The sequence below is a fragment of the Dehalococcoidia bacterium genome, assembly GCA_025054935.1.
Classification (GTDB): Bacteria; Chloroflexota; Dehalococcoidia; order SpSt-223; family SpSt-223; genus JANWZD01.
This window is the reverse complement of the sequence record JANWZD010000011.1, coordinates 66,645-92,178: the sequence shown is the minus strand read 5'-3', so window position 1 is coordinate 92,178 and position 25,534 is coordinate 66,645. Positions and strand designations below refer to the sequence as shown.

At 70.1% G+C, this 25,534-nt stretch carries 16 protein-coding genes; 14 read left to right on the top strand and 2 right to left on the bottom strand.

All coding sequences use genetic code 11. The features are described 5' to 3' along the window. The first annotated feature begins 93 nt into the window (after positions 1–93). From NZ773_12215 to NZ773_12150, 14 genes are all read left to right on the top strand, one after another. Positions 94–447: a 4a-hydroxytetrahydrobiopterin dehydratase gene (locus tag NZ773_12215; GenBank protein ID MCS6802688.1), complete on the top strand. Its 354-nt coding sequence runs from the start codon at positions 94–96 to the stop codon at positions 445–447. Next, positions 444–2,657: a hypothetical protein gene (locus NZ773_12210; GenBank protein MCS6802687.1), complete on the top strand. Its 2,214-nt coding sequence runs from the start codon at positions 444–446 to the stop codon at positions 2,655–2,657. Before NZ773_12215 ends, NZ773_12210 begins: the two co-directional genes overlap by 4 nt. Before the next feature lie 40 nt (positions 2,658–2,697). Then, positions 2,698–3,375, top strand: a complete 678-nt coding sequence (locus tag NZ773_12205; protein MCS6802686.1) for a queuosine precursor transporter — start codon at positions 2,698–2,700, stop codon at positions 3,373–3,375. Positions 3,376–3,469: 94 nt separating this feature from the next. Then, positions 3,470–4,339: an MBL fold metallo-hydrolase gene (locus NZ773_12200; protein MCS6802685.1), complete on the top strand. Its 870-nt coding sequence runs from the start codon at positions 3,470–3,472 to the stop codon at positions 4,337–4,339. A 112-nt stretch (positions 4,340–4,451) separates the two neighbouring features. After that, positions 4,452–7,196, top strand: a complete 2,745-nt coding sequence (locus NZ773_12195; protein ID MCS6802684.1) for a glycosyltransferase family 39 protein — start codon at positions 4,452–4,454, stop codon at positions 7,194–7,196. 8 nt (positions 7,197–7,204) lie between these two features. Further along, positions 7,205–9,970: a glycosyltransferase family 39 protein gene (locus tag NZ773_12190; protein ID MCS6802683.1), complete on the top strand. Its 2,766-nt coding sequence runs from the start codon at positions 7,205–7,207 to the stop codon at positions 9,968–9,970. Further along, complete coding sequence (locus tag NZ773_12185) at positions 9,967–11,961, top strand: glycosyltransferase family 39 protein (protein MCS6802682.1); 1,995 nt, start codon at positions 9,967–9,969, stop codon at positions 11,959–11,961. The genes NZ773_12190 and NZ773_12185 overlap by 4 nt, the downstream gene beginning before the upstream one ends. Then, positions 11,958–14,843, top strand: a complete 2,886-nt coding sequence (locus NZ773_12180; GenBank protein ID MCS6802681.1) for a hypothetical protein — start codon at positions 11,958–11,960, stop codon at positions 14,841–14,843. Before NZ773_12185 ends, NZ773_12180 begins: the two co-directional genes overlap by 4 nt. 30 nt (positions 14,844–14,873) lie before the next feature. Then, complete coding sequence (locus NZ773_12175; protein ID MCS6802680.1) at positions 14,874–15,659, top strand: histidinol phosphate phosphatase; 786 nt, start codon at positions 14,874–14,876, stop codon at positions 15,657–15,659. Positions 15,660–15,734: 75 nt separating this feature from the next. Next, positions 15,735–18,521, top strand: a complete 2,787-nt coding sequence (locus NZ773_12170) for a PBP1A family penicillin-binding protein (protein ID MCS6802679.1) — start codon at positions 15,735–15,737, stop codon at positions 18,519–18,521. Positions 18,522–18,549: 28 nt separating this feature from the next. Beyond that, on the top strand, positions 18,550–18,834 hold the full coding sequence (locus tag NZ773_12165; GenBank protein MCS6802678.1) for a YciI family protein: 285 nt from the start codon (positions 18,550–18,552) through the stop codon (positions 18,832–18,834). A 30-nt stretch (positions 18,835–18,864) separates the two neighbouring features. Beyond that, positions 18,865–19,755 carry an alpha/beta hydrolase gene (locus NZ773_12160; GenBank protein ID MCS6802677.1) on the top strand — a complete coding sequence of 297 codons (891 nt, stop codon included), beginning with the start codon at positions 18,865–18,867 and terminating at the stop codon, positions 19,753–19,755. Then, complete coding sequence (locus tag NZ773_12155; GenBank protein MCS6802676.1) at positions 19,752–20,546, top strand: ThuA domain-containing protein; 795 nt, start codon at positions 19,752–19,754, stop codon at positions 20,544–20,546. Before NZ773_12160 ends, NZ773_12155 begins: the two co-directional genes overlap by 4 nt. A gap of 299 nt (positions 20,547–20,845) precedes the next feature. Continuing rightward, on the top strand, positions 20,846–21,091 hold the full coding sequence (locus tag NZ773_12150; protein MCS6802675.1) for a hypothetical protein: 246 nt from the start codon (positions 20,846–20,848) through the stop codon (positions 21,089–21,091). A gap of 297 nt (positions 21,092–21,388) precedes the next feature. On the opposite strand, the gene NZ773_12145 is transcribed toward NZ773_12150, so the two are convergent. Together NZ773_12145 and NZ773_12140 are read right to left on the bottom strand one after the other, a co-directional pair. Further along, positions 21,389–21,922 carry a pyridoxamine 5'-phosphate oxidase family protein gene (locus NZ773_12145; protein ID MCS6802674.1) on the bottom strand — a complete coding sequence of 178 codons (534 nt, stop codon included), beginning with the start codon at positions 21,920–21,922 and terminating at the stop codon, positions 21,389–21,391. Positions 21,923–22,204: 282 nt separating this feature from the next. After that, positions 22,205–25,462, bottom strand: coding sequence for an AAA domain-containing protein (locus NZ773_12140; protein ID MCS6802673.1), 3,258 nt, complete (start codon positions 25,460–25,462; stop codon positions 22,205–22,207). Positions 25,463–25,534: the final 72 nt, after the last annotated feature.

Below are 25,534 nucleotides of genomic sequence, written 5' to 3'. Positions count from 1 at the left end.
TAACCGATCCAGGCAGGCGTGACGAGATGATGCTTGCCCGGTTTCTCCACAACTTTTCCCCATCGAGCAGCGATAATCGGAATGGAGACGCCCATGACTGCGTTGACCGAACTCCGTTGCGTGGCCTGCCGCCCCGACTCGCCGCCCGTAACGCCGGAGCAGATCGCCGCGCTCCTGCCGCAGATCCCCGGCTGGACGATCGTTGAGCGCGACGGGATCCCGCGCCTTGAGCGCGTCTTCCGCTTCCGCCGCTACGCCGACGCCGTTCGATTTACCAACGCGGTGGCCGCCCTTGCCGAGGAAGAAGGCCACCATCCCACCCTCCTCCTCGAGGCGCGGTCGGTCACAGTCAGCTGGTGGACCCACGCCATCCGCAATCTCCATCTCAATGACTTCATTGCTGCCGCGAAGACCGACCGCTGCTTCGAACGCCTCGCCAGCGGATGATGGCTCGCCTCGGCGCCACGCTCCTCGTCGTCGGGGTAGCGCTGGTCCAGCTTGCGGTGGCAACAGCGGGCACGTTCCGACTGCTGGACGACCGCGAGTTTCGCTGGACAACCGGATTCCTCGGCCAGCAAGCCGACGCCTTCGCCCACGGTCAGCTCGCGCTGCGGACGCTGCCGCCGACGGCGCTCGCCGCCCTCGCCAACCCCTACGACCCTGACCAGCGCTTCCCGTACAACCCGATGCTCGACGCGGTGTATTACGCCGGGCGGTACTACCTCTACTTCGGTCCCGCGCCGGCCGCGCTGCTGGCGCTCGCCGCCCCCTTCGCAGACGTGCGCGATGTCCCCGACGCTGCGCTCGCCCTCCCCTTCGCCCTCGGCCTAACGTTGGCAACCGGCGGGGCGCTGCTGCAGCTGCGCCGGCTCCTCCCCGGCACGCCACCGCTCTTCCTCGTCGCCGCCTACCTCGTCGCCGGGCTTGCCTATCCTCTCCCTGCTCTGCTCAGCCGCCCCGCCGTCTATGAGACGGCGATCCTCGCTGGCGGGTGCTTTCTGATGACCGGCCTCGTCTGCGCCGGCCGGGCGCTCCGCGCGCCTTGGTGGTGGCCGGCGGCCGGCGCCGCGTGGGCGCTCGCGGCCGCCTCCCGCCTCTCGCTCGCGCCGGCCGTGCTGCTGCTCGGCAGCGGGACAATCCTGTGGCTGCTGCGGAGGCGGCAGCCGCGCGCGGCACTTGGGGTCGGACTGCCGCTCGCCGGCGGCGCCCTCGCGCTCGGCTGGTACAACTGGGCGCGTTTCGGCTCGGTTGTCGAGACGGGCGTTCGCTTCCAGTTCGCTGGTTTTGACCTCGTCGCGCGCTACGACCAGTTTTTCGGGCTCGCCTACCTCCTGCCGAACCTCGTCCTCTTTCTCTTCGCTCCGCCAGCCCTCCTTGAGCGCTTTCCCTTCCTCACAGCGATGCCGCCGGGACGCTCGCTCGGTCCGCTCGTCCTTCCGGCTGAGCTGCGCGCTGAGCCCGTCGTCGGGCTGCTGGTCGCCACGCCGTTCGCCCTGCTCGCGCCGCTCGGCCTCGCCGCTCTCTGGCGGCAGCGGGAGCAGTTCGGTCGCGCCTTGGCCGCCGCCGCCGGCCTAGCAGCGCTTGCCGGCGCAGCGATCCTCCCCGTCCTCCTCCAGCGATATGTGACGGCGCGCTACCTCGGCGACATCGCGCCGCTCGCAGTGCTCGTCGCCTTTCTCGGCGCGGCAGCGCTGCGCGCTGGAGCGCGCCACCCCCGGCTCGTCGATGCGGCCGTTGGGGCGCTTGCCGGCGTGTCGGTTGGCATCGGGATCTTGCTCGGCGTCAACGGCCGCTACGAGGTGCTCGCTCGCCAGAACCCCGCGCTGTTCGCGGCGCTCGGCGGCGTTTCCCCGACGCGAACCCTTGGCGACACGGGCATTGTTTTCAGCCCCCTTGATGCGCGCTTCGGCGACGCCCTCGCGCTCGGCGGCTTCCGCTTCGAACCCGAAACGCCGCGCGTCGGCGAGCAGACAACGCTCGTCCTCTGGTGGCGGCCGCTTGAGCAGCCGCGCGACCTGACGGGCAGGGTGCGCCTTGTCGCCTCGGGTTTCCGACCCGTGACCGAGCGCGCAGTCCTCTTCCCCGCTGCCGGTCCGGTGCTTGCGGCGAGCGAGTGGCGCGAACAGCGGGTCGCGCTCGACCTGCCGCTCGACAGCCCGGCGCCCGGCTACCTCTTCGCGGAGCTGACGCTGCGCGACGACGCGGGCCCCGTCGGGGAGACGGTGCGCATTGGGCCGCTGCGCGTGCGGAAGGACGGACCGTGGCCGCCGGAAGGTGCCGAGCGCCGCGACCTTCGCTTCGGCAACGATCTCGTTCTCGCCGGCATCCGCGTGGAGCGGTATCCTGACGACCTCGGGATCTACCTCTACTGGCGGGCATCGTGGTCCGGCGGGCTGCGCTGGCATGACCGCGAGGTGACCGTCGAGCTTATCGACAGCGGGGGACGCATTGTCTCGCGCACGAGCGGCGATCCCGGCGACGGCTGGTACCGAACGAGTTTCTGGCAGCCCGGCGACCGCATTCTCGACGAGCGGGATGTGCCGCTCCCCGCTGGCCTGCCGCCCGGCGAGTATGCCGTCCGGCTGGCGGTTCGCGGTCCCGGAGGCGATATCCCCCCGATGGGAGACCCTGTTGTCGCGCGCCTCCGCTTGCCGTGACGCGCTATCCTTCGCCGGCACCGTGGGAGTGGGAGGGAAAATGCGCCCGCAGTACTCCTTTGCTTTCGTCGTCGTCGTCGCGCTCTTCGTCTCCAGCTTGATCACCGCGAACATCGCGGCCGTCAAGCTGATCGCCGTCGGTCCGCTCGTGATGGACGCTGGGAACATTATCTTCCCGGTAAGCTACCTCGTCGGCGATGTCCTGACCGAGGTGTACGGCTACGCGGCAGCGCGCCGGGTCATCTGGCTCGGGTTCCTCTGCAACCTGCTGGCCGTCGTTGTCTTCTCGATCGGGCGCGTCCTCCCGGCGCCGGAGTTTTGGGAAGCGCAAGCAGCGTACGAAGCGATCCTCGGCTACACGCCGCGGCTCCTCCTCGCCTCGCTGCTCGCCTACCTCGTGGGCAGCTTCGCGAACTCCTACGTCCTCGCCCGGCTGAAGGTCGCGACTGAGGGACGATGGCTCTGGACACGGACGATCTCCTCCACCATCGTCGGTCAGGGGCTCGATTCGACGCTCTTCGTCCTCATCGCTTTTGCGGGAACCATCCCGGCCGAAGCGCTCTTCCTCACCATTCTGACGAACTGGGGGTTCAAGAGCGCTTATGAAGCGCTGGCGACGCCGCTCACGTATGCGGTCGTCACGCGCCTGAAGCGGCTCGAAGGGAGCGACCCGTTCGACCGGACGACCAACTTCAATCCGCTGGCGCTCGCCCGCTAAGCAGCCCGCGTTCCCGCCGGGCGTCCACTACAATCGAGCGCATACACCGCCGCGAGGCGAGGAGTACGCGCGTGCCCGGCGCTTCTTGCTTGGAATGGAGTACGTGACGCCCCGCACCGATACGCTCACCGCCGTTCCCTCCCGTCTCCCGCCGGGCCAGCTGAGCGCGAAGGTCTTGGCCTCCGGGTCGAGCGGCAACTGTCTGCTGGTTCAATCGGCGACGACGACCCTCCTCGTTGACCTCGGCATTACGGCGCGGACAGCGGCGAGCACGCTTGCGGGCCGCGGCGTTCCGCCTGAGGCGGTAGATGCCATCCTGCTCAGCCATGAACATAGCGACCACGTGATTGGGGTGGGAGCCTTCTCCCGCAGATACGGCACGCCAGTGATCGCCGCCCCGAAGACGCTCGACGCCGCCGAAGCGATGGTCGGGGCCTTCCGGCGCCAGCCGCTCGCGCTCGGCTCCACGGTAACCGTGGGGGACTGCGACGTCAGTTCGTTTCCAGTGCCGCACGATGCTGCCGCGCCCTCAGGCTTTCTCATCCGGTCGGGGGGCTGGACGATCGTCTACTGCGTCGACCTCGGCACGGCGTCCGAGACGCTCCACGAGCCGCTGGCGGCAGCTGACCTGCTCATCCTCGAGGCGAACCACGACTACGACACCTTGCGCACCGGCCCCTACGCGGAGTCGCTAAAGGCGCGCCTCCTTTCTCCGCTCGGCCATCTTTCGAACCTCGAAGCGGCCCGGCTGATCGTCGGATCGGCGAACGGGCGGCCGCGCACAGTCTGGCTGGCGCATCTCTCGGCGATCAATAACTCGCCGCGGCTTGCCAAGCGCATTGTCGGCAGCATCCTGCGCCGCGAAGGTATCACCGGCGTCCGCTTGGAGGTGGCCGCCCGCGACACCCCGAGCCTCTTCTGGTCGAGCGAGACCGTCGGCTGGCAGCTCGCCTTGCCGACCTAGCGCGCGCTTTCCTCACTCGGAGCCGACGCTCGTGGGGCAGACCAGACATCCACCGCACTGGCAGGAGAGCGGCCGTGGTGCGGACGCGGAGACAGGAGCCGAGGGAGGAAGCGTGACGCCAAGTTCGCCGGCGGCCGCGACGGGCGCGCGGTCAGCCCCAGCCCCGCGCAGCTACCGCTGGCTCCTGATTGGCATCCTGCTCGTCGCGGCGCTGCTGCGGCTGCCGGCACTCGACGCTGCCCCCCCGGGTATCAATAACGATGTCGCCTACGACGCCGTCGACGGGCTGAAGATCCTCCAAGGCGATCTCCGCCTCTGGTTTCCCGGCAACTTCGGCCGCGAGCCGGCCGAGATGTACCTCCTCGCTGCAAGCTCGTTCCTCTTTGGGCGCAACGAGATCGCGATCCGCTTTCCGACTGCTGCCGCCGGGCTGCTGACCGTCGCGGCGGCGGCGCCGCTGGCGTTCCGGCTGTTCCGAGCGCGGCCCGATGCGCGGGCTGTCGCGCTCCTCGCCGCGGCGGTGATGGCGGTCAACTTCTGGCATCTCTTCTGGAGCCGGATTGGCTTCCGGGCGATCTTGCTGCCCCTCGCCCTGGTGATCGCCTGCTGGTGGCTGGCGCGCGCCTATGACGGCGACCGGCGGGGCTGGGCAGCCGCCGGCGCGGCGCTTGGCGCCTCCTTCTACACCTACACCGCGGCACGGATTGTGCCCATGCTGGCAGCGCTCATCGTCGCTGCCGACCTCCTCTTCGACCGGGCGAGCGCGCAGGCGCGGCTTGGCGGCTGGGCACGGCTCGTGGCGGTCATGGCGCTCGTCGCCCTGCCGCTCGGCGTCTATTTCGCAATCCATCCCGACGAGTTCTTCAGCCGGATCGGCCAGCTGCTGCCGTTTGAGAACGAGCGCGCCTTGCCGGTTCCTCCTCCGCCGCCTGAGCGGGCGGTTGTCGGCACACTCGCGATGTTCGTCGGCGATGGCGGGAGCAACTGGGTGCTGTCGCTGCCGGGGCGCGGTGTCTTCGACCTCGCAGTCCTGCCGTTCTTCCTCCTCGGCGTCGGGGCGGCGCTGGCGCGGTTCACCCGCCGCGGCGAGCGGTGGCTGCTGCTCTGGCTCGCCGTCTTTCTGCTCCCGGCGATCCTTGCGCGCGAAGGACACCCGAACTACGGCCGGGCGATCGGCTCGCTGCCACCGGCGATGCTGCTCGCCGCGCTCGGCATGGCGGACGCCGGCCGGCTAGCGGCGCGCTGGATGCGCCAGCCGCACCTGCTCGCCGGGGCAGCGGCGGTGCTTCTCGCTATCAGCGGCGCGGTGACCGCGCAAGACTATTTCCGCGTCTGGGCGAACCACCCTGAGGTCGTGCGTGCCTTCGGCGTTCCGATCGCGCGCATCGCCAAGGCCGCCAACGCTGCCCGCGACGGGCGAGCCGTCCTGCTGCTTGCCAACCCGGCGCGCGGCGAAGCGTTCAGTTACCGCGCCTTCGACTACCTCTTCACTGGCCAGTCGGGCGGCACCCTCCTCGCCGCTGAAGAACTGGCCGCCGCCTGGCTGCAGCGCGACGGCTGGCCGGGACGGCTGGTCGAGGTCTACGACTTCCCGCCGACCCGCCTCGGACCGGACGATCCGCGCGAGGTTGTCGACTACCTGCTGCGCGCCGCTGGAACGCGCCTCGACGAGCGCGACGCGGGCGGTGCCCGACGACGCGACTATCGGCTCATCGGCGCGCCGACGGCGCTCGCCGGACCGAGCGCGCCGCTCGACTTTGGTCTCGTGCGGGTGCGGGTGGACTCGGTCGCGCTTTCGGCAGACGAGAGTGCGCTCGCTGTCGCCGCGACGGTGACTGTGCCGGCAACAGCGGGCGCGCCCGACCGGCTGTCGTTTCAAGTCTTCGATTTGGCAGGACAGCCGGTGGCGCAGAGCGACCGTCCCGTCGTCGACGGAGCGGGCCGGCCGCCCGAGGCGTGGCCGCGCCCGGCGGAGGAACGGGTGTATGCCATTGTGCCGCTGCCGGCCGCGCTTGCCGCCGGCGACTACGAACTGCGCGTTGCCGCCTACCGCCAAGACGGCACCGCAACGCTTCCCGCTCGGGCAGCGCTGCGCTTCGCGCTTGCTGCGCCGCTGCCGCTGCCGGCGGACGCGCCCGTCGTCCGCCTCGACCGCCCGTTTGCTGGCGGCACGCTGGTCGGCTGGCAGGCGCCGGCCGAGCGCGTCCGGCCCGGGGAGCGCCTGCGGGTGTCGGTCTACTGGCAGGGGCCGGCGACGCGCTTCGCCCTTGCGGTGGAGGAGCGCGCCGGCGCACCGCAGGATGTCCCCGCGAGCGTGAGGCCACAGCGCGTCCCGCTCGAGGTGGTCATCCCCGCGACGGCGAGCGGCGAGGTCACGCTGCGGCTGGAGGACGACGAGGGCAGCCTTGTCCTTGGGAGCATCCCGATCGTGGACCGGCCGCGCCGCTTTGCGCCGCCCGAGATCGCGCGCCCGGCCGCAGCACGCTTCGGCGACCTGATCGAGCTGGTCGGCTACGATCCGGATGTGGTCACCAGCCCGGGGATGGCGCTCGACCTGACGCTCTCTTGGCGCGCCTTGCGCGATGACCTGCCCGACTTGGTCGTGTCCGTCCAACTTCTCGCTGGCGACCGGGTGGTCGCTGCACGCGCTCACCGCCCTCACGGCGGCGAGGCGCCGACAACCGGCTGGCGCGCCGGCGAGTATGTGCTCGACGGGTATGAGATGATCCCGCTGCCGGCAGGGGTGGATGCTGTCTCGATCGTGGTCGGTGTCATCGACGCGGCCACGGGCAGGCCGATCCCGGCAAACGGCGCGACAAGCGTCCGCCTCGGTCCGGTCGCGCTCCCGCAGCGGTGAGGACGGCGATGCGCTCCGCGCTGACGCGCCCCGCCGCAGCCGTTATCCTCCTTGCGGCATTCGCGGCGCGGGTGCTCTGGCTGCCGGAGCTGCCGCCGGGTCTCGGACGCGACGAGGCGTATTACGCGGTCGATGCGGCGAGCGTGCTGCGCGAAGGGCCGCGCGTCTACTATGCCGGCAACGGCGGGCGGGAAGGGCTGTTCATGGCGCTCGCCGCGCCGTTCATCGCCGCAGCGGGGCACGACCCGTTTGCGCTGCGGCTGCCCGCGGCATTCGCCGGGGTCGTCTTTGTCGCCGCGCTCTTCGCCTTCGCGCGGCGGCTGTTTCGCCGCGACGCGCTCGCGCTCGTGGCAGCAGCGTTCGCGGCCGGGGCGGTCTGGCTGATTGTCGAGAACCGGATCGGCTGGCGGCTGAACCTGTTCGCGCCGCTGCTCGCGATCGCCGGCTACTGGTTCTGGCGCGCCCTCGAGACCCGGCGGACCGGCGACTGGCTCGCCGCGGGCGCCGCCTTCGGGCTGGTGCAGTACAGCTATTCGGCAGTGCGCGCCCTGCCGCCGGTCATCCCGGGCTATCTGGTGCTGCTCGCGCTCGTCGGCCGCTCCCCGCAGTTGCTCTGGGAACGCCGGCGGGAGTGGCTCGCCTTCGCCCTCGCCGCGGCAGCCGTCGCCATGCCGCTGGCGCTCTACGTCGTGACCAATCCCGGCGTCTTCTTCGAGCGGCAGCTGGCACTCATGACCAACGACGGCCGGCTGGCGGGCGGCCACGGCTACGTTGGCCGGCTCGCCGGCATGCTGCGGATGTTCTTCCTCGAAGGCGTGAGCAGCCCGCTTCAGTCCTATCCGGGCGATCCTGCCTTCACTCCAGTCGGAGGCGCGCTTTTCGTCGGGGGGCTCGCCGTCGCGCTTCGGCGCCTGCGCGAGCCGGCCTTTCAATTCATCCTGCTCTGGCTGGCCGTGTTCACGCTGGCGGCGGCGCTGCCGCGCGATGCCGCGCCGCACTTCATTCATGGCGCGGGCGTTCTGCCCGTCCTTTTTCTCTTTCCGGCGCTCGGCCTCGTCGCCGCAGTCGACGGTGCGCGCCGCCTCGGCCGTCAGACGGCGGCGCGCCTTGCCGCCGGCGCAGCGGCGGTCATCGTCGCCGGCAATTTCGCCTGGGGCTGGAACCGCTACTTCAGCGACTATCGGGCGCTGCCGGGACTTGCGGCAGCCTATGACGCTGACCTTGTCGACGTCGCGAATGCGATGAACGACCGCAGCCGCCCGGCGACAGCGATCGTCATCCCGATCGGCGCGGGCTACTTGCCGGGCTGGTCGCACCCGACGGTCGAGTTCCTCTACCGCGGCGACGCGCCCTTCCGCTTCCTGCGCATTGACGAGGCGTCCGTCGCAGCGGAGCTGGCAGCGCTGGCGGGAGAGCGGCGCGAGGTCACTGTGATCGAACTGAGCCGCGCCCGGATGGCGCCCCCGGATACCAAGCAGATAGTGGACTTTCTGCTCCGGCGGCAGTGGCAGCTCGTTCACGACGAAGCCCATGCGAGCTACCGGCTCGCCAGCTATCGCCTCGACGAGCCGCTTTGGCCCGCGCTCGCCCCGGACGGCGAGCAGCCGGCCGCGCTCGAGTTCGGCGGGACGCTGCGGCTGGAACGCTGGGCGGCTGGTCCGAGCGCGGCGCGGGACCGTCTCTGGGCGCTGGCACGCTGGTCGCTCCTCGCGCCGACCGACCACAATCTGAAAGTGTCGCTTCGCCTTCGCGATGAGGAGGGACGGCTGGTCGCCCAGGCCGACCGCGACCTGCTGGCGCCGCCCCGCTTTGTGCCGACTGCGGCCTGGCCGGTCGGCGAGCGTCAAGCAAGCTATCACCTCCTCGACCTCCCGCCGGGGCTGCCCGCAGGACGCTACCGCCTCCACGCCACGGTCTACGACCGCGAGTCCGGCGAGGTGCTGCGCGTTCGGGACGCGATGGAAGGGCTTGTCGGCGTGCTGACACTTCCCCCCTCGGGAACAGCGCTCGACCCGGAGCTGGCAGTCGCGAACGCCCGCTGGGGCGGCATCGCGCTCGCCGGCCGCGCCCTCCCCGACAGTCCAGTGATACCGGGAGAGACGGCGGCGATCGTCCTCTACTGGCAGCGGCTGCCGGGCCCCGTCGTCGGCGCAGGCTACGAAGTGCACCTGCTCGACAGCGCCGGCAATGCGCATGGCGGCGGGCGCGGCGTGCCGCTCGGAGGACGGCTGCCGCCGGCGAGCTGGCCGGACAGGGCGCTTGTGCGCGATGTCGTCGAGGCGCGCCTTGCGGTGACCGCGCCCGCAGGCCCGCTCGCCGTCGACGTTCAGTGGGGCGAGGGGCCGGCAGCGCGGGTCGGAACGCTCCAGGTGGCTGGCCGCGAACGCCGTTTCACCCCGCCACCCTTCGTCCAGCCGGTCGGCGAGACGCTTGGCGGTATCGCCACCTTGCTCGGCTGGTCGAGCTGGCGCCTTGGCAGCGAGCTGCAGATCGAACTGGTGTGGCAGGCCGCGGCGACGCCTGACCGCAACTGGTCGGTGTTCGTGCATCTGGTCGGTCCCGATGGCCGGATCGCCGCCCAGCGCGACGGTCCGCCGGGCGGCGGCGAGGCACCGGCGGTGTCGTGGCTGCCGGGAGAGGTACTCATCGACCGGCGGACGCTCAGCGCGCCGGCCGGACCGCTCCGGCTGGTCGTCGGCCTCTACGACCCGGTGACGGGCGAGCGGGCGCGCTCACCCGCCGGCGATGCGCTCGAGTTGGGGGTTCTGCCGTGAGCGCGCGGTGGGCGGCGGCGGCAGTGCTTCTCGCAGCTTTCGGCATGCGCATCGTGCTGCTGCCGGAGCTGCCGCCGGGGCTGAACATGGACGAGGGGTTTTACGGCCTCGACGCGATGGCCGCGCTCCGCGGCGAGATCCTGCCGTTCTACCCCCAGAATGGCGGACGCGAGTCGCTGTTCATGCTGGCGGCCGCGCCGTTCGTCGCCCTGCTCGGCCGCGACCCACTGGCGCTGCGGCTGCCGGCAGCGTTTTTCGGCGTGCTGACGGTCGCTGTGACGATCCCGCTCGGGCGGCGGCTGTTCCGCTCGGTCAATGGCGAGAGCGCGCAGTGGATCGGCGTGGCGGCGGCAGCATTCGCCGCGACCTCGATCTGGCTGGTCATCTTCAACCGCATCGGGCTGCGGATCAACGCCTTCCCCTTCCTGCTCGCCGCAGCCGCCTACTGGTTCTGGCGAGCGTGGGAGACGCGGCGGCTGGGTGCCTGGGCAGCCGCTGGGCTCGCCTTCGGGCTCACCCAATACACCTACACCGCGGCGCGCATTGCGCCGCTCATCATGCCGGGCTACGCCGCAGCGCGCCTCGCGCTTGACCTGTCGCTCTCACCGCTTGCTGCGCGGTGGCGCGGGCTGCTTCTGTTCGTCCTGGTCGGCACGGCGGTCAGCGCGCCGCTCCTCGGCTACGCTCTCTCCCATCCGGAGGAGTTCTTCCGCCGCCAAGCGAAGCTGAACCCCTTTACCGAAGCGAGCGGACAACCGCCTCATGAGCGCTATCTGACCGCGCTTGTCGGGACGCTGCCGATGTTCGTCGTCCCGGGCGGAGGCGATGCGCGCGCCTACCGCAACTACCCCGGCGCGCCCGTCTTCGATCTCGCGGTCGCGCCATTCTTTCTCCTTGGGCTGGGCATCGCCCTCCGGCGCGTCCGCCGCGGGCCGTACAGCTTCCTGATCCTGTGGTTCGGGGTGATGCTGCTCGCAACGCCTCTTCCCCTCGGCGTCTTTCCTCACAACGCGCACGCCTTCGGTATGCTGCCTGCCGTCTATCTCTTTCCTGCGATCGGACTCATCGAAGCGGGAGCGTTCCTTGCTCGGCGGGGCGTTCCCCGCCGCCTCGTCGGCGCGGCAGCAGCGGCGCTGATCGTCCTGAGCGGCATGTGGGAAGGGCGGATCTACTTCGTGGAATGGGCAGCGCTGCCGGAGATCCCCACCCAGTTCGACAGCGATATGGTCGAGATGGCAGCGGTGATGAACGCAGAAGCCGGCCCCGACACGGCGTTTGCGATCGTCCAGAGCCGCCTCTATCGCGAGGGCTACGACCACGGCACGATCGCCTTTCTCTACCGGGGAGGGTCGCCGTACCGGTTTATCCGCGCTGATGAAGAGCGGATCGCACGGCAGTTTGCCGAGCTTGTGGGCAGCCGGCGGACGGTGATCGTCTTCGAGCGGGCGGTCGAGCGCGACATCGCGGCTGACCACAAGCGGCTCGCCGAGTTCCTCCTCGGCCGGCAGGGACGCCAGCTGTGGGACGAGCGCTACGACTACTTCCGCGCCACCGCTTGGCAGGTCGAGCCGCCGCTTCTCCCCTCGCTCGCCCCCGCCGGTCTCGAGCGACGTGACCTCCCATTCGGACCGCTTCGTCTGACCGGCCTCGCCGTCGGCGTCGGCATCGAGACGGCGTGGGCGATCGCGGAGTGGACGGCAGTGGAGCGCACCGACCTCGACCTCAAGGTGTCGCTCCGCCTCCTCGATGATGCCGGCCGCCGGGTCGCCCAGTCTGATCACTTCCTCGTCCGCACGGGCCTCTTCGAGCCGACCTCGGCCTGGGCCGGGAATGAGCGCGAACGCACCTTCCATCTGCTGCCGCTGCCGCGCGAGCTCCTGGCTGGAACCTACCGGGTGGCGGTTGTGGTGTATGAGGCGGAGACAAGCCGGCCGCTGCCGGTCGAGGGCGGGCCAGAGATCATCGTTGGCACGCTCTCGGTGACGCGATGACCGCCGCGCTCCATTACGCCCGTTCGGGCGCGATCGTTCTCGGCCTCGCGCTCCCGGCCGCTTGGCGGGTCCTCACGACCCCCTTCATCGACAGCCACGACGGGATGCTGCACGCGACGCGGCTTGTCGCTTTCGACAGCTTGGTCCGGCAGGGGGTGCTGTTCCCGCGGCTGTATCCCGAGTTCGCGGCGGGCTACGGCTATCCGCTGGGGACGTTCTATCCGCCGCTTTCGGCCTACATCGCCGAACTGCCGCTGCTCGTCGGCGGCGACGCCTTGGCCGGCGTCCGCGTCGCGCTGGCATTGTCGCTCGTCGTCGCTGCGGCGGGCGGGTTCCTCCTCGGCCAGTCGCTCACGGGCCGGCTCGCCGGCGGCGCGCTCGTTGCCGCCGCCTACCTCTACGCGCCGTATGTTCTCGCCACTGTCTACATCCGCGGGGCGCTGGCTGAGGCCTGGGCAATCGCGCTCCTGCCGTGGTGTTTCTGGGCGCTCGACCGCTGGCAGGGCAGCCTGCGCGCCGGGCAGCGCGCTGCGCTCGCGGTCGCGGCACTGGCCCTCGCCGGGCTGCTGCTCGCCCACAACTTGATTGCCTTTCTCGCTTGGCCGCTGGCGCTGCTGTGGTGGGCCATCCGCTTCGTCGCCCGCGCGCAGGCGTCGGGCATGCGCCGCAGCGCGGCGGCCGCCGCTCTTGGCTGGGGGCTGCTGCCGTTCGTCCTTGCCGCGGGGCTGGCGGCATTCTCTTGGCTGCCGGCCCTCAGCGAGTCGAGCACGATCGCGCTGGACCGGTTTGCGGGGCGGACGCTGCGGCGGCTCCTGCCGCTCGAGCGGCTGGTGGATCTCGAGCCGGCGTTCAGCTACGCCCTCTTCCGGTTCGGGCTGGTCCAAGCGGCCGGCGTGGCGGCGGGAACGGCAGCGGCGCTCGCGCTTCGTCAGCTGCGGCTGCCGGCCTTATACGGCGCAGCGGGCGTGGGGGTGAGCGCGCTGCTCCTCTCAACGCTCGCGGCGCCGCTCTGGAGCGGGGTGCGGCTGCTCGACCCGCTGCTCTTTCCGTTTCGGCTCCTCGGGCCGGCAGCGCTGCTGGGCGCGATCGCGGCCGCGCCGTTAGCGCTCCTCCGCTGGGGGCAGGCAATCGCCGCGGTCGGGGCGGTGGCGTTCGCCGCGGCGGCACTCGCGCGGCTGCCGGTTGTCGAGCGCCCGCTCGATCGATCGCTGCTCACGCCCGCTGGGGTGGTGCGCTGGGAATACGTCGACCGCTCGGTTGGGACGACGTTCGCGCAGGAGTACCTGCCGGCCGGCGTGGCGGCGGTCTGGCGCTGGCCAGCGGACGGCTTTCTGCCGCCTGCAGCGGTGAGCGACCTGCCGCTCGCCGCCGCCCGGCTGCTCCGCTTCGGGCCGTATGGGCTCGACCTTGCCGTCCGCGCCGAGCAGCCAACGGCGCTGCGGCTCCACGCCTTTGCCCTGCCCGGCTGGTCGGCAACCCTCAACGGTACGCCGGCGCCGGTCGGCGAGACCGGGCCGCTGCGCCTGCTGACGGTTGCGGTGCCGCCGGGGGAGCATATCGTCGCGCTCCGCTATGGGACAACACCGGTCCGGACGATGGGCGCCATCGTTTCGGCGCTCAGCCTGATCGTCGTTGTCGCCCTCGCCGTTCCGCTGCGCCGCCGCACCGGCCGCGCGACGCTGGCGCTGACAGCGCTCGCCCTGCTTGGCGTCGGCGCGCTGGCGCTGCGCGGTCCGGCGCTCGTGGAGTCGACGCTCGCTCCCGCCGACCTCGGCGCGCTGCGGCTGCTTGGCGGAGCGATTCAGGAGCGCGGCCCGAACGCGTATGCGGCAACGCTCTACTGGCAAGCGATCGGCCAGCCGCCTGACCTCGCGGTCGGGCTCCGCCTCGTTGCCGAGGGCGAGACAGCGGCAGAGTCAGTCGGCCGGCCGATGTGGGGAACGGCCTCGACCGCGTGGTGGACGGCGAATGAGATCGTCCGCGATGTGCGCACGCTCTGGCTGCGCCCCGGCACGGCCGCCGGCGACGTACGGGTGGAAGCGGTCGTCGGTGACCGTCGGGCGCTGGTGGGCACGCTGCGCGTCGCCGGCCGCGCGCCCGAGCCGCCGCTTCCGGAGGGGCTCGGCCGCGCCGACGGGCTGCGGCTGCTCGCGGGACGGCAGTCCCCGGAGCGCGTCCTCACGCCGGGCGCGACGATCGAGGTCACGTTCGACTGGGCGGCCGACGGCCTCCCCAGCGATGACTATGCGCTGATGGCGAGCCTCATCGGTCCCGACGGCGGGGTGGTGACACGGTCGGCGATAGACCCGCGCGACGGGATCGGGCTGACATCGCTCTGGCAGCTTGGAGAGCGGCGGACTACGCGCCATACGCTCCGGCTGCCGCCGGACGCGCCGCCGGGACGCTATCTCGTCCAGGCGAGCATCGCGCCCTTCCGCACTGCCGGCCCGCCGCCGCGGGTTGTCGGGCTCGGCTTGCTGCCGCCGCTCAAGCTGCCCGAACCGCCGAGCGACCTCCGGCCCGAGGTGGCTCTGGGGCTCTCTTTCGGCGAGGCGATCGAGCTGGACGGCTATTCGTTCGCCGACGAGGGCGATACCCTCGTGCTCTTCTGGCGCGCGCGGCGGGAGGTCGGCCGCGACTACACCGTCTTCGTCCATCTGCTTGACGAGGCGGGACGCCTCATTGCCCAGCGCGATGCGCCGCCGCAGGGAGGCGGCTATCCGACGAGCCTCTGGTCGGCCGGGGAGCGTGTCACCGACCGGATTGTGCTCCCCGAGGCTGAGGGTGTCCGGACGATCCTGATTGGGCTTTATGACCTCGCAACCGGAGCGCGGCTGCCCACCCCGCGGGGCGATGCGCTCGCGATCGCGCGCGCGCCCTAGCCATCCGCTAGCATTGGCCGCGGAGGAGCGATGAGCGACGAATCGATCGCGGCGCTGCGCGACTTCGCCGCCGAGGTGGCCGTCGCCGCCGGCCGCTTGACGCTCGGCTATTTCCAGAACGACGTCGCAACGGAGTGGAAAGCTGACCGCTCGCCGGTGACCGCCGCCGACCGGGAGGCAGAGCTCCTGATCCGTCGCCGGATCGAGGCGCGCTATCCGCATCACGGCATCATCGGCGAGGAGTGGGGCGACACTCGTCCCGGCGCGGCCCACCGCTGGATCATCGACCCGATCGATGGGACACGCTCCTTCGTACGGGGCGTCCCACTCTATGCGGTGCTGATCGCGGTCGAGCGCGAGGGCGCGGTCATTGCGGGCGCGATCTATCTTCCCGGGCTGGACGAACTGGTGAGCGCCGGGCGCGGCCTCGGCTGCTTCTGGAATGGTCGGCGGTGCCGGGTCTCGACAGTGAGCCAGCTCGAGCAGGCCTATCTGCTCAGCTCGAGTTTCAAGCACCCGACGCGGCGCGCCCTCATCGACCGGCTGGTCGCAGCCGCTGGCACAGCGCGCACGTGGGGCGACGGCTACGGCTACGCGCTCGTTGCCACCGGCCGCGCCGAGATCATGTTCGACCTCGACGCGAACCCGTGGGATTTCGCTGCGCCGCGGATCTGCGTCGAGGAGGCCGGCGGCCGCTTCAGCGACTTCAGCGGGAGGGCAGTGACCGCCGGCGGCGACGGCGTGGCGACGAACGGGCTGCTGCACGAGGCGGTGCTGCGCGTTGCGCAAACTGCTGAGGAGCATCTCCGGCTGTAGCGCTCCATGCCCCGGCGGGCAGACCCGCGCTCGCAGTAGTCCCCCATGCGTGGCCGGCCTATACTTGTGCCCTGCATGCAGTCACGTCATCGCCACGCCCGCGCGGTCAGCCGCGCTGAGGCGATCCGACATGCTCGCCTCAAATTTCGCCTGCAGCGGCGCGCGCTGCATCGAGGACCGAACCTCTGGCACGCGCTCGGCGTCGCTGCCGGGCTTGCGCTCGCCTCGGTCATCGCCCTGCTGACGACAGCGACGCTCGGCGCGCCGGCGGCACTGGCGTTCACAAGCGACCGTTTCGGCGCCTACCTCGAGTTGCCAAATCCGAACGAGCTCTCGAGCCGAACGACCCAGTTCAACTCAACGCGCATCCTTGACCGCGACGGTGAGCTGCTGTACGAGCTGTTCGACCCGAACGCTGGCCGCCGCACCCGCGTGCCGCTCAACGAGATGCCGCGAGCGGTGATCTCGGCGACGATCGCCACCGAAGACCGCACCTTCTTCGAAAACCGGGGGGTCGACTACCAAGGCATTCTGCGCGCCGCCTTCCTGAACCTGACCGGCACCGGCGAGGGCGGCGGGTCGACAATCACCCAGCAGCTGATCCGCAACGTCCTTATTCCGGAGGCTGAGCGCAAAGCCGAACTCGACCCGTCCCTCTCCCGCGCCGAGCGCGAGCGGCTGCGCTACCTCCGCAAACTGAAAGAGATCCTGCTCGCCGTCCAGATCGACCGGCTCTACACCAAAGAGCAGATCTTGGAGATGTATCTGAACGAGATCTACTACGGGAACCTGAGCTACGGGATCGAGGCAGCGGCGCAGGGCTACTTCGGCAAGTCGGTGCGCGAGCTGACGCTTGCCGAGGCGACCCTCCTCGCCGGCCTGCCGCAGTCGCCGGTCGAGTATGACCCGACCGTCAATCCGCGGGCGGCGCGGGAGCGCCAGTCCGACGTTCTCGAACTGATGCGCCGCGCCGGCTACATCAGTGCCGAGGAGGCCGACCGGATCCGCAACGAGCCGCTCACCTTCCGCGCTGCCCGCTTCGACATCAAAGCGCCGCACTTCGTCTTCTACGTGCGCGACCTCCTCCAAGAGCGCTACGGGTCGGAGCGGCTGTATCGCGGCGGCCTAACTGTCTACACCACGCTCGACCTGGATCTCCAGCGCGAAGCGGAGCGGATCGTCAAGCGCCATATCGACAGCGTCTCGCGCTTCAACGCCCGCAACGCCGCGCTCGTCGCGATCGACCCGAAAACCGGCGAGATCCTTGCCATGGTCGGCTCGGTGGACTATTTCGATCGCGACATCGATGGACAGGTGAATGTCGCGATCGCTGAGCGTCAACCAGGCTCGTCGATCAAGCCGATCACCTACGTGACGGCGTTCAAGAAGGGCTACACGCCCGCAACCGTGCTCCTTGATGAGCCGATCACGATCCCAGATGGGCAGGGAAAACCATTCTCGCCCAAGAACAACGACGGCAAGTTCCGCGGTCCTGTCAAGCTGCGGAACGCGCTAGCAACCTCGCTCAACATTCCGGCAATCAAGGTGCTGCAATTCGCTGGGCTGACCGACACCGTCGAGATGGCGCGCAGCATGGGGATCACGAGCTTTAAGGACCCCGCTCGCTACGGGCTGTCGCTCACCTTGGGCGGCGGCGAAGTGCGGCTGCTTGAGCTGACCGCCGCCTACGGCGTCTTCGCGTCAGGGGGCATCTACCATCCGCCGACGGCGATCTTGAAAGTGGTCGACCTTGACGGCCGGACGCTCTTCCAGTACCAGCCGAAGGACGACCGGCGGCCGCTCACCCCCGAACTCGCCTACCTGATCACTGACATTCTCGCTGACAACGCCGCCCGGGCCCCGGAGTTCGGGTTCGACAGCCCGCTCCGCCTCTCGCGGCCAGCTGCTGCCAAGACCGGCACAACCGACGACTCCCGCGATGCGTGGACAATCGGCTATACGCCCGACCTCGTCACGGGGGTATGGGTCGGCAATTCAAACAACGCGCCGATGATGAACTTGCTCGGCTCGCGGGCAGCCGGCCCGATCTGGCACGATTTCATGGAGTATGCCCACCGCAACCGTGCCGTAAAAAACTTCCCTCGGCCGCCGGGCATCATCACCGTCTCGGTCTGCGCCGAACGCAACGAAAAGGGAGAGTGCAGCAGCACCTCGAGCGACATCTACATCCAAGGCATCGAGCCCAAGACCCCCGTTGAGCTGTATGCCAAGCGGATGCTCGTCTGCAAGCTGGATGGCAAGCTGGCGGACAGCGGCTGCCGCCCCGACGAAGTCGAGCTGCGCTCGTTTCTGCCGCCGAACTTGACCGACGTGCCGCAGGAGATCCGGAACCTCGGCCTGCCGCCAATCCCGACGGAGTATTGCGCCTGCTTCAGCGGTCCCCGCCCAACCGGGACGGTGACGGCGACCGCCACCATCACCGCCTCGGCCACGCTGACCGGAACGCCGACCGCGAGCGGCACGCGAACGCCCGCGCCGACAGCGACGCCCCGTCCCACCGACACGCCCCGCCCGGCGGCAACGGCAACGCCGATCCCTGCCGCCGCCGGCCCGGCCGCCATTGTCGCGCCGGCTTCCGGCTCGCTAGTCAACGGAACCGTAAACATCCTTGGGACCGCCGCCGGTCCCGACTTTGCTGCCTACAAGCTGGAGGTCGGCCAAGGGGAAGCCCCGGTGCAGCGGCGTACCATCGCGGAGGGAGTGCGTCCGGTCGAAAACGGTCTGCTCGGCAGCTGGGCAACAGGCGGGTCGCCGAATACTGTCCATTCGATCATCCTCACCGTCTACGACCGGACTGGCCGCGCCGCGGAAAGCCGGGTTATCGTCCGCGTCGCCAACTGATCGAGTACCATCCGCCGACGGAGGGCGCATGAAGCTGTACGCGGCGATCGTGACCTATGTCCCTGACATTGTGGAGAAGCGGGCGCCCTATCGGCCCGCTCATCTCGCCTACCTCGAGGGGCTGCGCGCCCGAGGCAACGTCATCATGGCCGGCGCCTGGGCCGACCCGATTGACGGCGCGCTCATTATCTATCGCGCCGCAAGCCGCGAAGAGGTCGAGGCCATGCTCGACAACGACCCATACTGCCAGGCAGGCCTCTGGACGAGCCGCACCGTGCGCGAATGGAACGTCGTCGTCGGCGCACCCGCCTGAGGCAGCGGCACACTCCGGAAAGGAGAGAGGATGCCGTACGTCACTACGAGCGATGGCGTCAGGTTGTTCTACGAAGAGCGCGGCAGCGGCACCCCGATCGTCTTTGTCCATGAGTTCGCCGACGACTATCGGGGCTGGGCGCCCCAAGTAGCAGCGATGGCGCGCCGCTACCGGACCATCGCCTACAATGCCCGCGGCTACCCCCCGTCAGAGGTGCCGGAAGATGTGCGCCGCTATTCGCAGCAGCGTGCTGCCGATGATCTTCGCGACGTGATCGACGGCCTCGGCCTCGAGCGCGCCCATCTCTGCGGCATCTCGATGGGCGGCTACGCTGCGCTCCATTTCACCATCCAGCACCCCGAGCGGGTCCGCTCGCTCGTGCTCGCCGGCACAGGCTACGGCTCAACCGCCGCCGAGCGGGCGAAGTTCCAGGCTGATGTCGAGACGACGGCGCGCCGGATGCTCAGCGAAGGGATGCGCTCGGTGGCAAGCTGGTATTCGCGGGGTCCGACGCGCGTCCAGTTCGAGACAAAAGACCCCGACGGCTTTCGCGCCTTCGTCGCGCGCTTGGCCGAACATTCCGACCTCGGCTCGGCGAACACCTTCCTCGGGGTCCAGAGAGAGCGCCCCTCGGTCTTCGAGCTGAAAGAGCACCTTGCCGCGCTCGACGTCCCGGTGCTGATCATCGTGGGCGACGAGGACGACCCCTGCCTCGAGCCGGCCCTCTTCCTGAAACGGACGATCCCCCGGGCCGGGCTGGTGATGCTGCCGAAGAGCGGCCACACGATCAATCTCGAGGAGCCGGAGCGCTTCAACGCCGCCGTGCTCGACTTCTTCGCGACTGTCGACGCCGGCCGCTGGGAACGGCGCGACCCGCGCTCCCAGACCGGCTCGGCCATTCTGCCGGCCGACGCTACATGAGCGCTCGCATCAGCCGGCGCACGGCGCTTGCTGCCCCGCTGCTTTTGGCGCTCGCCGGCTGCGCGCGCCCGAGCGAACGCGTCAACATCCCGATCGCGCCCATTGTCCGCACGCCGTCGGCCGAGAAAGCGCGCGTGCTTGTCATCACCGCGACCTACGGTTTCCGCCACGACTCGATCCCGGCGGCAATCGCCGCCTTCCGCGGCCTCGCCGATGCTTCGACCGCTTTCACCGTCACCGCCACCGAGGATTTGAGCGTCATCAGTCAAGCGGGGCTGATGCAGTACGACGTGCTCGTCTTCTGCCTCACCAGCGGCGAGCTGCCGCTCTCGAACGAGGCGCGCGCGGCGCTGCTCGGCTTTGTCGCGGCAGGCGGCGGCTTCCTCGGCTTCCACAGCGCCACCGACACGCTCTACCGCTGGCCGGAGTACGGCGCGCTCGTCGGGGCCTACTTCAAGGAGCACCCGTGGGTCCAGCCCGGCGGCGTGATCGTCGAGGACAGCGCCCACCCCGCCACCGAAGGGCTCGGCAGCAGCTTCACCATCCGCGAGGAGTTCTACACCTTCCGAGAGAACCCGCGGCCGCGAGTGCACGTCCTGCTGCGGCTGGACGCCGCCTCGGTCGGCGCGAGCGGCGATTTCCCCCTTGCCTGGTGCCGCCAGCAGGGCGCCGGCCGCGTCTACTACAACGCGCTCGGCCACTTTTCGGAGACGTGGGCCGATGCGCGCTTTCAGCGCCAAGTGCTCGGCGCAATCCGCTGGGCGGCCGGCCACGCGGGCGGCCCCTGCTGAGGGTCAGGAGCTCCGGCGTTGGGCCGTTGAACTGCTTGTTGGCGTCGACGACCCAGTTCCGCCGCACCAGCAGCTGGTGGGAGACCGACTGTCCCCGTTATCGCACTGATCGAAGGTGAAGGTCGAGGGGCAGTATTGGGATCGGTCAAGCAGGACGCATAGCCCGGCGCGGTGGGGGTTCTTTCCGGCAAGGTCGGTCACCTCGACGCCGGCACGAAGCGGATAGACGCGCGAGAACGAGCCGCTGTGCATGCCGAGGACCGCGGCGGTGTAGTAGGGCGCGGCCACGCGGTGAGATAGTGGCCGACGTACTCGACGGTCGGCTTGAACTCGCGGTAACCGCTGAGGTCGTCGAAGATCGTCCCGCCCAGCGCGGCGTTGACGATGGCGGGACTTTGTGCCGGCCCAGCCGGTCGGTCATCCAGTCGGGAAGCCAGCAGTTCCGCCGGTCTTGGCCGTCCGGCACGGTCGGCACGACGCCGGCCGAGTCGCTGAGGTGGAGCATGAGCGTGGCCGAGGTGATCGCGGCGCCGGCAAGGAGCTGAGCGAGGGTGAAGGCGAGGAGCGCCGCCGTTCCCCGCCTCCGACGGCGCGGCCGACCTGCAGCTCGGTCGGGTTCGGGTTGGGGGCGGAGGGGCGACGCATCGAGCCACGTTGCCTGCTGGAGCGGCGGCGTCAGCGCCAGTCCGAGGAGCACGGCGAGCGCGAATGCGGCAGCCGCCAGCCACGGAAGAGCAAGAAGAACGCGCCGCCCTCCCTCCCCCGCCCCGCTCGGCCGGCCGGACAATTGGACGGCTGGATGGGAGCGGTGCGCTCCCCCTCATTCGGTCCAGCCCAAACGGCTAGCCCTCGGGGTCGACAGGCTCGGGCCGCGCCGGGCCAGTCGGCTTCCAGGTCATGCCGGTAGTCACTTCGTCCCAAGTCAGCTCGGTTCCTTCGGCAGCGAAGCCCTCGGCCCGGAATTCGGTAATGTGGAAGCGGATGAGCGCGACCTCGTTCAGGTAGCGCTCGACGGTCATGCCGTCGCGGCCGCCGCCTGCCGCCACCCGCTCCTCGGCGAAGGGGCGCATCGCTTCGCCCTCGATGATCTCGGCAATGCCCTTGGCCGCGATCATCTTCGGAATGCGCGACGAACTCCCAGGCTCCGGATGTTGCGTCCAGACCATCGCCATGTGCGGGTTGCGGCGAACATGGGCGAGGCGGGCGAAGTGCTTGAAGGTGTAGATATCGACCGTCCAGTCGGGCATCAGTCGCCCGCCGAGCGTGCGCGCGGTCGGAAAGCCGTTTTTATCGATTGTGATCATCTGCGCAAAGCGTGGAGGCTGACAAAAGGTAAGCGCGATTTTCTGCATTTCTTCGACTGATGGAAATGCCACCTCACTCCCCAACGTGCGAAAGTCGTCCTCCGGCGGACGCCAGCACACAGCCTACGCTGCCGTGCGTTGAGAATGCAACTTGACCTGCTGCTCCGCGAGCGACTAGACTGGTGCTGCCACGACGGTACGACCCGCTCGAGGGTACAGCCGCATCGCTAGTCGTGGCGCAGCGCGCAGGATTTCGCTCCCCTGCTCGGGAGAGACGAAATCACGCCCGTATCCGGGCGCTGGAGGCCGTCAGGCAGCGCTGTCCTCCATCCGGGCAAGGTCGGCGCTCGACAGTCACCCCGATCGATCAGAGAGCGAGACGAGCGTCCCCCGCTGCGCGAAATGGTCGATTAGGGCGGCAGCGGCAGGATAGCGCCGCAAGCGATCGGGGTCGCCGACAACGATCAGCTTGCGCCTCGCGCGGGTGAGCGCGACATTCAGGCGGCGCTCATCGGCAAGGAGGTCGCCGGGGCGGCTGGCGTCAGCGGCAAGGATGATGCAGTCGCGCTCGGACCCTTGAAAGCGGTCGACGGTGTCGACGAGCGGCGGCTCCTTGAGGTCGTCGAGCCGATGGTAGAGCTCCGCGACCTGCTGGCGATAGGGGGAGACGACGCCGATCTGGTCCGGGCTCAGGCCGGCGCGGAGGGCGTCGCGGACGAGGGTGACGACGATGTCCGCTTCGCGGTCGGCGGGAGCGGCAGCAAACACCGCCGGCGCCTCGCCCCAGAGGGCAGGCCAGCGGCTCGCGGGGACGAGGATGGATGGCTGCGCCTCGGCGCTTGGCGCAGTTTCCAACCGCCCTTCGTACCAGCGCTGGGCGGGGAATTCCGCGATCGCGGCGCGCATCCGGTACTGGCGCGCGAGCATGACGCGCGCCTCTGCTGAAGCAGGATGGGCCCACAGCCGATCAAAGAGGGAGCGGGCAAGCGCAGAGTCGGGGTCGGCGACGATGGGCGCGAGCTGCTTGTGGTCACCGACGAGCACGAAGGCGCGGCCGAGCCGCAGTACCCCCAGCGCAGCCGGCTCCGTCAGTTGCGTCGCCTCATCGAGAATGACGAGATCGAACGGCGGCGCACCGCCGAAGGCTTGGTCGTAGCGGCCGCTCGCCACTTGGTGGGCCGTCGTGAGGACGACCGGTGTCTGGGCGAGTGCGTCGCGGATCCGGTCGAGCTGGTCGCCGAAAGCATCGAGGGTGAAGGGAAGCAGCGACCTGTGAGAGCGGTTCGGCCGACCGATGATCAGCAGCTGCTGCTGCCCATCAGCAAGCAGCGCGAGAGCGAGGTTATCCACAGCCTGATTGGTCAGCGCGGCGAGCAGGACCCGACGTCCGGCCGCGCGAACGATCCGGGCGATCGTGCGTGTCTTTCCTGTGCCGGGCGGCCCCCAGATGAGCGCGTAGTCTTCGGCGGCGAGCGCCGCGGCAGCCGCCTGCTGCTGGTATTCGTCGAGCGCGGGATCGCGCGCCGGCCGCGGCCCGAAGCGCGGGAGGCGCTCGCCGGCCACGAGACGGCGGAGGCGATCGTCAGCCCGAAGCCAGCCGGTAAGCCCTTGGAAGACGCCCTGCAGGAGGGTGCCGCTCGCTGCAGGCTCGAGGCGCGTTGCCCACGGCGCGGGCGCATCGGCAAGGACGTCGATCCCGTCGGCAGCGACTTCCTCAATCGCAGCGTCCACGCGCGGACCGAGCGGGTCGTCGCTGGCGAGAGTCGCCCGGTCGGCGACCCGAAAGCGCGAGATATTGCGCCCGCGCAGGCGCGCCCGCCAGCGCCCATCAGAGATGATTTCTTCCTCTGCGATGGAGTCGATGCGGAAGCAGCTGCCATCTTCGACGCGCGCGTTGAGGGAGCGGCGGGAGGCGCCGAGCTGCGAGCGGGCTTCGAGGGCGGCTTCCCGGCGAAGCGCGGCAACCCACTGGCGGAATGTCTGGCGGTCGCTGTCGGCGGTCGTCAGCGTCGGCGCATACCCGAGGAGGTCGGCATAGAACTGGCATCGGTCCTGCAAAAACCTCGGGCACGTGCTGCAGCGCTTTAGTTCGCCGAGCGGCTGACCGGTCAAGTCGAAGAGGACCGCCTCATTGCGAACGAAGACCGCCTGCCGGATCGCCGGCCAATCGGTACGCACATCGACCGCGACCAGCTCCTCGCCGCCGGTGTAGGCGACTTGGACGGTCGCCTGCGCGAGGTCGAGCCGACCGGCGTTCCAGAGACTGGCGGCGTACAGCTGCGCTTGGAGGCGATGGTTCGGCCGCGCTGCTAGGGCCGGCGCGGGGCGGCCCGTTTTCAGTTCAAGCACCCGCTCCACCTGCCCATCGCGTTCCCAGACCGCATCGACGCGGCCGGCAATCCCAAGCTGCGGATTGCTGACCGCCGTCTCGGTCTCGCCCGGCTGGCCCGCCACAACCGGGGCGATTTTGGCGACGTGGTCGCGTGCGCCCGCGAGCACGGCATCCAGCGTGACGTTCGCGAACGCCAGGTCGCGGGTCGATTCGCGCGCCGCCTCGACGAGCGCGTCCGCCGGCGTCTCGCCGCGGACAAGGCGGCGCAAGGCGGCGTGGACGACTTTGCCGCGCACCGAGTCCTCGCTCGGGGATTTCGGCTCGAACTGGTGCACGACATAGGCGAGAGGACACTGCGCCATCTCGGCGACCGCCGTGACATCTACCAGCACTTCAGGGGCGACGACAACGAGGCTGTCCTTGCCGGCCGCAAAGGCGACGCGGCCGTCGCGGACACGCGCGGCGAGGTGATGCGCGACGATCGCGGGCGGCGCCCCGGCAGCAAGAAGACGGTCGATCCCCGCGCCGAGCGGCGTCCAGGGGTCGTTCAAGTACAGCGCGAGCGTCCACTGGTCCTCGGTCTGGATCGTGAGGTGGACACCGTTCGTCTGGCGGAGGTCGACGACGATGCCGCGCAGCCGGTGGAGATCGCAGCGGCGGCTAACGAGCGTGCAGAGGAAGCAGCCGGCTGCCTCAGCGCGGCCGCCGACGGGCTGGAGGCCGAGCCCTTCATGAAGTAGGCGATCGAGCGCGAGAGGGTCGACCGGCTCGTGCAGAGGGCGGAGACGAAGGACGGTGCCGGCAAGGCGGTCGAGACCGATAACGCGACAGTCGCGGGGAGGAACGCCGAGCGCGATCGCCGAGCCGGCGGGCAGCGTCGGCGCGATGGCGACGAGACCGGCGGCGCGATCCCAGACGAGCGCGTCGCCGGCGCGGCCGAGGACAGCGGGTGACCGCTCGGCGAGGCGCTCGAGGAGTGCGAGGCGCGCGAGGCGGAGACTGAGCAGCGGGTTCGGGCGGTCCGGCAGGATCGGCGCGCCGCCGGAGTGCCAGAGTCCGGCGCGGCGGGCGACAAGCGGACCGCTTGCGGGCACAAGGTGGACGACAGCAAGGGCGGTGTCGGTGAAGATGGCGAGGTCGATCGGCCAGCCGAGAGCGGAGAAGCCGGCGGCAATCCGGGTCGCGGCGCGCCGACCGGGAGGCAGTTCCGCCCAAAGCGCGCGGGCGGCAGCAAGGAGGGTTTCATCCGCGCGCTCCCCGACCCAGATGCCCGGTTCCATATTTCCAAAGGATATCGCGCTCTCGGCTTCGGCGGGCGAGCGCGGTCGCCGGCAAGGCTTCCGCCGGGTCGC

What these genes read in the sequence shown, in the direction of transcription:
- NZ773_12180 (MCS6802681.1), top strand. Translation starts at nt 11,958, where the DNA reads ATGACCGCCGCGCTCCATTACGCCCGTTCGGGCGCGATCGTTCTCGGC.
- NZ773_12210 (MCS6802687.1), top strand. Translation starts at nt 444, where the DNA reads ATGATGGCTCGCCTCGGCGCCACGCTCCTCGTCGTCGGGGTAGCGCTG.
- NZ773_12160 (MCS6802677.1), top strand. Translation starts at nt 18,865, where the DNA reads ATGCCGTACGTCACTACGAGCGATGGCGTCAGGTTGTTCTACGAAGAG.
- NZ773_12140 (MCS6802673.1), bottom strand. Translation starts at nt 25,462, where the DNA reads ATGGAACCGGGCATCTGGGTCGGGGAGCGCGCGGATGAAACCCTCCTT.
- NZ773_12215 (MCS6802688.1), top strand. Translation starts at nt 94, where the DNA reads ATGACTGCGTTGACCGAACTCCGTTGCGTGGCCTGCCGCCCCGACTCG.
- NZ773_12190 (MCS6802683.1), top strand. Translation starts at nt 7,205, where the DNA reads ATGCGCTCCGCGCTGACGCGCCCCGCCGCAGCCGTTATCCTCCTTGCG.
- NZ773_12175 (MCS6802680.1), top strand. Translation starts at nt 14,874, where the DNA reads ATGAGCGACGAATCGATCGCGGCGCTGCGCGACTTCGCCGCCGAGGTG.
- NZ773_12205 (MCS6802686.1), top strand. Translation starts at nt 2,698, where the DNA reads ATGCGCCCGCAGTACTCCTTTGCTTTCGTCGTCGTCGTCGCGCTCTTC.
- NZ773_12155 (MCS6802676.1), top strand. Translation starts at nt 19,752, where the DNA reads ATGAGCGCTCGCATCAGCCGGCGCACGGCGCTTGCTGCCCCGCTGCTT.
- NZ773_12200 (MCS6802685.1), top strand. Translation starts at nt 3,470, where the DNA reads ATGGAGTACGTGACGCCCCGCACCGATACGCTCACCGCCGTTCCCTCC.
- NZ773_12165 (MCS6802678.1), top strand. Translation starts at nt 18,550, where the DNA reads ATGAAGCTGTACGCGGCGATCGTGACCTATGTCCCTGACATTGTGGAG.
- NZ773_12170 (MCS6802679.1), top strand. Translation starts at nt 15,735, where the DNA reads ATGCAGTCACGTCATCGCCACGCCCGCGCGGTCAGCCGCGCTGAGGCG.